Genomic DNA, 6,855 nt, shown 5'->3' with positions numbered 1-6,855 from the left:
CCCCCGACCCCGCAGGCCTCGCCCCCTCCGGGCGGGGGCGGCGGCCGTCGCGGCTACGGCGGCGGTGCCGGCAGCGGCTCCGCCGGCCCGGGCGGCGGCACCCGCGGCCGCGCGCCCTCCGACGCGGCGCCGCGCTATCCCTCGTCCTCGCCGTCCGGCTTGGGCGCGGCTCCCGGGTACGGCTCGTCCGACCCGGCGCAGACGCGCGTCCAGGAGCCGGCCGACGCGACGGGGGCCGTTCCCGGCGCCCGGCGCAGCCGGGTCGAGGAGCGGCGCGCCGCCCGCGGCGGCGACGCGGCCAGCCAGTCGCGCTCGGACCAGTACCCGGAGAGCGCGCTCAACGGCCGTTCGACGCGCAACGGCGCGGCCGCGCGGTCCCGCTCGCGGGCCGCCGGCCGGCCGACCGGCCCGGTGAAGCGGACCGGCTACCACCGCTACTTCGACTACCCGCGCACCGGCAAGTACGGCTGGCGGCACTGGGTCCCGTCGATCAAGCAGGTCTCCGGCGGCTTCCTGGCCTGCATCTTCCTGGTGCTCGGCTTCATCGCCTTCGAGTACGAGACGGTGCAGATCCCCGACCCGCACTCGTCGGCGTTCGCACAGTCCTCGTTCTACACGTTCGACGACGGCTCGACGAAGTTCGCCTCGGACGGCAGCACCGACCGCACCGTGGTCGACTACAGCGCGATCCCGATGGCGATCCAGAACGCCGTCGTGGCCCAGGAGAACAAGACCTTCTGGACCGACCCCGGCGTCTCCTACACGGGTACGGCGCGAGCCCTGCTGGTCGACCTGATGGGCGGCAGCACCCAGGGTGGTTCGACGATCACCCAGCAGTACGTCAAGAACGCGTTCCTGACCCAGGCGCAGACGACGTCCCGCAAGATCGACGAGATCTTCATCGCCCTGAAACTGGCGAAGAAGTACAACAAACAGACGATCATGGCGGACTATCTGAACACCTCGTCGTTCGGCCGGAACTCCAACGGCATCGTGGCGGGCGTGCAGAAGTGGTTCAACATCTCGTTGGCGCAGATGGAGAAGGAACCGGCGTACGAGCAGGACTCGCAAGCCGCGTTCCTGTCCATGATGCTGAACTCACCCTCGTACTACTCAGAGGGCTGGGACCCGTCGACCGAGACGACGTCGCAGGGCGAGCAGGCGAAGAACACGGCGCTCGCGCGCTGGAAAGACACGCTGTCGAACATGTACCAGTACGGGTACATCAAGTCTGCGGCCGAGTACCAGAAGGCCCTCGCCACCACGCCGAACCCGGTGGCGGAGACCACCACGTCCGGCGAGTCGATGACCGACGTGCAGATGAAGCAGGCCGCGTCCTCGTGGCTCGAGTCGTACAACTCGGCGCATCCGTCGACGGCGGGGCCGACCGCGGCGCAGATCGACGCCGGCGGCTACACGGTCATCACCACGTTCAACCAGAAGTACATGGCGCTGGCTCAGCAGGCGGTTCAGCAGGAGCTGCTGAGCCAGGAGACCGCGCTCGACCAGAAGACGCTCCAACCAGGACTCGCCGCGGTCGATCCATCGACCGGTGATCTCGTCGCCTTCTACGGAGGCTCGACGTACGAGAACACGGCGACGATGCTGACAGCGCAGGGCGGATCGACGTTCAAGGCGTTCACCCTCGCGACGGCACTGACCAACAACTGGTCGCCGAACAGTTACATCAGCGGCGACCCATGGCCGGATAAGACGAATCCGACCGAGATGCAGGAAGACGCCGGTGACTCCAGCGGCGGTATCACCAACGACGGCAGCAAGGCCAAGACCGGCCTGATCACGCTCGGGCACGCCACGGACGCGTCGGTCAACACGGCGTTCGTCCGGGTCGAGGAGCAGCAGCCCGGCCAGTACGGCGAGGTCGAGAAAATGGCCGAGTCGTTCGGCCTCTCCTCGAGCACGCCCGGCTGGAGCGACACCTCGGGCGGTTGCGACAACGTCCGGTTCACGCTCGGTGTCTGCGCGGTCGACCCGGCCCGCATGGCCGACGCGTACTCGGTGCTGGCCGCCAACGGCACGCTGCACCAGCTGGTCGAGATCAAGGAGATCAAGAACGCCTCGACCGGCTATGACTGGAAGCCGACGATGACCACCACGCAGGTGATCTCCTCGAACGTCGCGGCGACCGAGACCAGCCTGTTCAAGGGCGTCATCCACAACAGCGACGGCACGGCGAACTCGGCCTACAACAGCAGCGGCCTGAACCTGAACAACATCGCGGGCAAGACCGGTACGTCCACCATGGACATCACGCCGAACACCACGACCGCGATGAACGCGGTCGGCTACGGCGGCGGCAACGACGGCAACGGCAAGTACACGACTGCGGGTATCTGGTTCGATGGATACAGCAGCAAGCTGTCGATCTCGGTGGGCATCAGCAGATGGACCACGGCGACGATCGACGGCAAGTCGGAGACGGTCCAGCTGCCGGTCGACAACATCGCCAACAAGGGCAACGACTACGGCGCCATGTACCCGTTCGCCATCTGGTCGAAGTTCCTCTCGCTGATGCAGGGCACCTCGTTCGGCGGTGACGCCTCGTTCACCCAGCCGACGGCCAACCCGAGCGCCACGGTCATGAACAGCCCGACGCCGAGCGCGACGGCCACCACGCCGAGCGCGACGGCGACGACGCCGACCGCCACCGCGACGACCCCGAGCCAGCAGGCGACCACGCCGACGGCGCAGAACACGACGCCGACTTCGACGTCCACCTGCCAGCAGACGAACCTGTTCGGCGGCTGCATCGGCAATACGGCCACGGCCACGGCCACGGCGAGCGCCACGGCGACCAATACAGGTAAGAACGGGAACGGGAACGGCGGTTAGCGCAGCCTAGGCTGAGTCGGAGGGGCGCGACGGTTTCGACCGTCGCGCCCCTCCGGCCTTCCCAGGGGGCTCATGAAATTTCCACAGCGGGAATCGCCAGATCGGCCGCCCGATCCACGCACTCACTCAGGAACCACCGCTAGGGTTTGCGGCATGACGGTCAGCACCCCCTCGTTCGAAGACACCGAAGGGCCACTCGAGCCTGGCCGGCCGGACGGCGCCGGCGACATCGCGCCGACCCTGGACGACCCGCTGGCGAATGTCGGCGCCGAGGGCTTCGGCGGCGTGCTCGGCCGCCGGGCGCGCACCAAGCTCGGCCCGGTCGGCCGCGCCTCGGTCGCGTTCATCCTGCTCGTGCTGACCGTGCTGACCACGGCCGTGGGCATCGGGATGCGCGAGCCCTGCTTCGCGACCGCGTGGACCGGCGGCGGGAACCAGCAGTACACACACATGTGCTACAGCGACATCCCGTACATGTACCAGGGCCGCGGCTTCTCGTCCGGAGACGTGCCGTACTACTCGACGAACACCAACTACTACCTCGAGTACCCGGTCGTGACCGGCGCCGCGATGGAGACCGCCGCGCTGATCGCCAAGCACTTCCCGGGCAACGCGAACAACCAGGGCCGCTGGTTCTACGTGATCACCACGTGGTTCCTGCTGATCTTCGCGTGCATCACGGTGATCGCCCTCGTCGGCCTCAGCGGCTCCAGACCCTGGGACGCGGCGATGTTCGCGTTGGCGCCGGGGTTGCTGCTGAACGCGACCATAAACTGGGACCTCATCGCGGTCGGCCTGGCCGCGGCCGGCCTGCTGGCCTGGGCGCGCAAGCGGCCGGTCGTGGCGGGCGTGCTGATCGGACTCGGCACGGCGGCGAAGCTCTACCCGGCGCTGATCCTGGTCGCGCTGGTGCTGCTGTGCTGGCGGGCGGGCAAGATGCGCGCCTGGGGCCTGTGCCTGCTCGGCGCGGCCGCCTCCTGGCTGGTGGTGAACCTGCCGTTCATGGCGGCCAACTTCCACGGCTGGGCGTACTTCTACTCGTTCAACGAGAACCGCGGCGCGGACTGGGGCTCGTTCTGGCTGTTCCTGGAGTACAGCCCGTTCGCCCACACGCTGCACGTGACGAACCTCAGCGCCTCGGCGGTGTCCGCGGGCTTCGCCGTGCTGCTCGCGCTCTCCTGCGTCGGCATCGGGCTGCTCACCTGGCTGGCCAGGACCCGGCCCCGGGTCGGGCAGATCGTCTTCCTGGTGGCCTGCGCGTTCATCCTGTTCAACAAGGTCTACTCGCCGCAGTACGTGCTCTGGCTCATCCCGCTCGCGGTGCTGGCCAGGCCGCGGTGGCGCGACTTCCTGATCTGGCAGGTGTGCGAGGTCGTCTACTACGGAGCGATCTGGCTGTACCTGGTCTCGCTGAACACTCCGCTGCGCGGGCTGCCGCAGCCGGCCTACGACCTGGCCATCGCGCTGCACCTGGCGGGCACGATCTTCTTCGCGGTCCAGGTGATCCGCGACGTGATCGATCCACGCCGCGATCCGGTCCGGATGAGCGGCATGGACGACCCGGCGGGCGGCGTGCTGGAAGGCGCCGAGGACGTGTACGGCTTCGGCCTGATCGACGAGGAAGGCTACGAGGACGACGAGGATCAGGCGCACGCCGGCCTGACGCCGGTGGTGCCCTGACCTGACACGCCACGGGCGTCGACCAGGGCGACGCGGTCGAAGTGGGTCGCCGTGTGCCGCAGTTCGGCCACCAGCTCCGAGCCGGGCCGCGGCGGGATCTCGGAGTCCGGCATGTAGATCATCGAGACCGACATGTGGGGCGGCTCTGCGAACCAGCAGCGCCGCCCCTTCCACGTGAAGGGCGAGAGCGTCCGGTTCATCGCGCGCAGCCCGGACCGCCCGATCTCCTTGACCCGCGGCAGCATCCCGCGCAGCACCTTCGGAGCCTCCAGGCCGACGCCGTGCAACGCGCCGCCGCTGACCACGACGATCCAGCCGCTTTGCCGCGCCCGCCACTGCCGGTAGCCGACGGGCTCGCCCTTGCGCACGGGCATCACGTCGAGCACCGTCGCCCGGGCCTCGACCGCCGAGGGATCGCCGAGCCACAGCTCCGTGCCGATGCGCGGCCGGAAGCGGATGCGCGGGAAGAGCAGCCGCAGTGCGCCGATCTCGGACCGGCGGACATGGCTGACGTACATGACGGGGATCATCAGCCCGGCATCGCGCAGCGCGAAGATCCACTCGGAGACCTCGCGGACCGGATCGGCGTGCGCGGGCCGCTCGATCGGCAAGTGCACCGAGTAGCCCTCGGGGCCGTCGCTGCACAGCGCGCGGCGCAGGGCGCGTAGCTCGCCGCGGGACACGCCGTGCGCACGCAGGGAGCTGCGACAATCGATCATCATGCGGCGCCCGGCCAGCATCCGCACCGCCTCGATCGACGCGGCGTTGCGCACTACGCGCTCGGGCAGTTCGAGCCATTCGCCGCCGGGCAGGTACGGCTCGAGAAGCGCCATGTCGTAGGGGAAATGGTCGAGGATCGAGACCGCCTCCTGCGCGGTGCCGACCGCGATCCCGTCGACGCCCGCGCCGGGCCCGAGATCTCGGGCCGCCTCGGCGAGCACCGGCAGCGTGAAGCCGTATCCGTTGCCCTTGACCACCGGAACCGGCTTCGGATGATCGGCCGCGATCCGCCGGTGATGCGCCTGCCAGGCCTGCCGATCCACGTAGAACGTCAGTGACATAGTGCCGCCCTCTTCTGCCCGAAGTGTGTTCCCTGCGCTTCAGCGGAGCAGGAGGTATATCCGCAGCGCGGCGGCGAGCGGCCGGTTGAGCGCGAGGTCGTACTCGCCGGGGTACTCGACGAGGTCGCCGCCGGTACCGATCTTGAAGCGCAGCAATCCGAACATCGGGTGGTCCGGGTCCGCGGTCTCGCCGACGCCGCGCAGGTCGTAGTAGTCCAGGCCGTCCTCCAGGCAGTCCTGGATCATCTGCCACTGCAGGGCGTTGCCGGCCCGCAGCTCGCGGCGCCGGCTCGATCCGGCGCCGTAGCCGTACCAGGCGCTGCCGCCGAAGCGGATCATCGCGGCGCCCGCCGAGGGGATTCCGTCGGCGCCGGCCAGGTAGAGCCGGACGCGGTCGGGATCCGCAGCGCGCAACTCGTCGAACATCCGCTTGAAGTAGGAGTACGGACGCGGCAGGAACCGGTCCCGCGCGGCGGTCTCCAGATACAGGTCGTGGAACGCGGGAAGTTCGTCGAGCCCGGCCTGCCAGACCTTCACCCCGGCGCGCTCGGCGAGGCGCACGTTGCGGCGCCACTGGGCGTTGAAGCTCGCGAACACGTCGGCGGAGGTCCTGCCGCGCAACGGGATCTCGACGAAGTGCCGGGCCTGCACGCCGGCGATCCCGTGGTCGTTCGCGCCGTGCCGGCGCCAGCCGAGCGCTTCCAGTTCCCCGATGAGCCGCAGGCCCTCGGGATCCTCTTCATCGGCGGGCAGTTCCGCCAGGGTGGCGTAGCCGGCGTCGGCCATACCCGCCTTGACCGTCTCTGCGCGCAATCTGCGCGCGACGACCTTCGGTCCGAGCTTCACACTGAACGCGCCGCGGCCGTGCAGGTAGGCGATTATCGGTTCGAGCCACGCCGCCGCGTTCCGCCCGGCGGCGAACCAGTCGACCGTCGGGCCCTCCGGAATGTACGCGAGGGATCGGCCCGCCATGAAGGGGATCGGCAGATCGCGGTGCAGTACGAGCGCCGTGCCGACCAGTTCGGAGCCTTCGCCGAACCAGCCGATCGACTCGGCCCGCCAACCGCTCTTGACCCGTCCCCAGTCGGGGGACTGCAGAAAGCTGACACGCCTGCGCCGCCCGGCGGCCTCCTTCTCCAGAAACCGCCGATGCCGCTCCGCGTCGATCGCATACACCTGAAGGCTCATCGGCGCACCAGTATGAACAGTCGGCGCACGATCGACTACGCGGCGCGCCCGGGCGCGCACGATTTGTAATCTA

General features: G+C 69.2%; 4 protein-coding genes. 2 read left to right on the top strand and 2 right to left on the bottom strand.

All coding sequences use genetic code 11. The features are described 5' to 3' along the window. On the top strand, window positions 1-2,853 hold a 2,853-nt coding region (locus tag KDK95_RS25435), incomplete at its 5' end, for a transglycosylase domain-containing protein (protein ID WP_212520811.1). A gap of 153 nt (window positions 2,854-3,006) precedes the next feature. Continuing rightward, window positions 3,007-4,533 carry a glycosyltransferase family 87 protein gene (locus KDK95_RS25430; protein ID WP_212520810.1) on the top strand — a complete coding sequence of 509 codons (1,527 nt, stop codon included), beginning with the start codon at window positions 3,007-3,009 and terminating at the stop codon, window positions 4,531-4,533. On the opposite strand, the gene KDK95_RS25425 is transcribed toward KDK95_RS25430, so the two are convergent. Together KDK95_RS25425 and KDK95_RS25420 are read right to left on the bottom strand one after the other, a co-directional pair. Further along, on the bottom strand, window positions 4,497-5,594 hold the full coding sequence (locus tag KDK95_RS25425) for an alanine racemase (protein ID WP_212520809.1): 1,098 nt from the start codon (window positions 5,592-5,594) through the stop codon (window positions 4,497-4,499). The two genes, KDK95_RS25430 and KDK95_RS25425, sit on opposite strands and share 37 nt — an antisense overlap. A gap of 39 nt (window positions 5,595-5,633) precedes the next feature. Next, the gene (locus KDK95_RS25420) at window positions 5,634-6,782 is read right to left on the bottom strand and encodes a lipid II:glycine glycyltransferase FemX (protein ID WP_212520808.1); all 1,149 of its coding nucleotides are present in this window, start codon (window positions 6,780-6,782) and stop codon (window positions 5,634-5,636) included. Window positions 6,783-6,855 lie beyond the last annotated feature (73 nt).

This window comes from Actinospica acidithermotolerans (assembly GCF_018139625.1).
Taxonomy (GTDB): Bacteria; Actinomycetota; Actinomycetes; order Streptomycetales; family Catenulisporaceae; genus Actinospica; species Actinospica acidithermotolerans.
This window is presented reverse-complemented; position numbering and strand designations above follow the sequence as displayed.

Coding starts and splice junctions, on each gene's coding strand:
- KDK95_RS25420 (WP_212520808.1), bottom strand. CDS start 6,782: ATGAGCCTTCAGGTGTATGCGATCGACGCGGAGCGGCATCGGCGGTTT.
- KDK95_RS25430 (WP_212520810.1), top strand. CDS start 3,007: ATGACGGTCAGCACCCCCTCGTTCGAAGACACCGAAGGGCCACTCGAG.
- KDK95_RS25425 (WP_212520809.1), bottom strand. CDS start 5,594: ATGTCACTGACGTTCTACGTGGATCGGCAGGCCTGGCAGGCGCATCAC.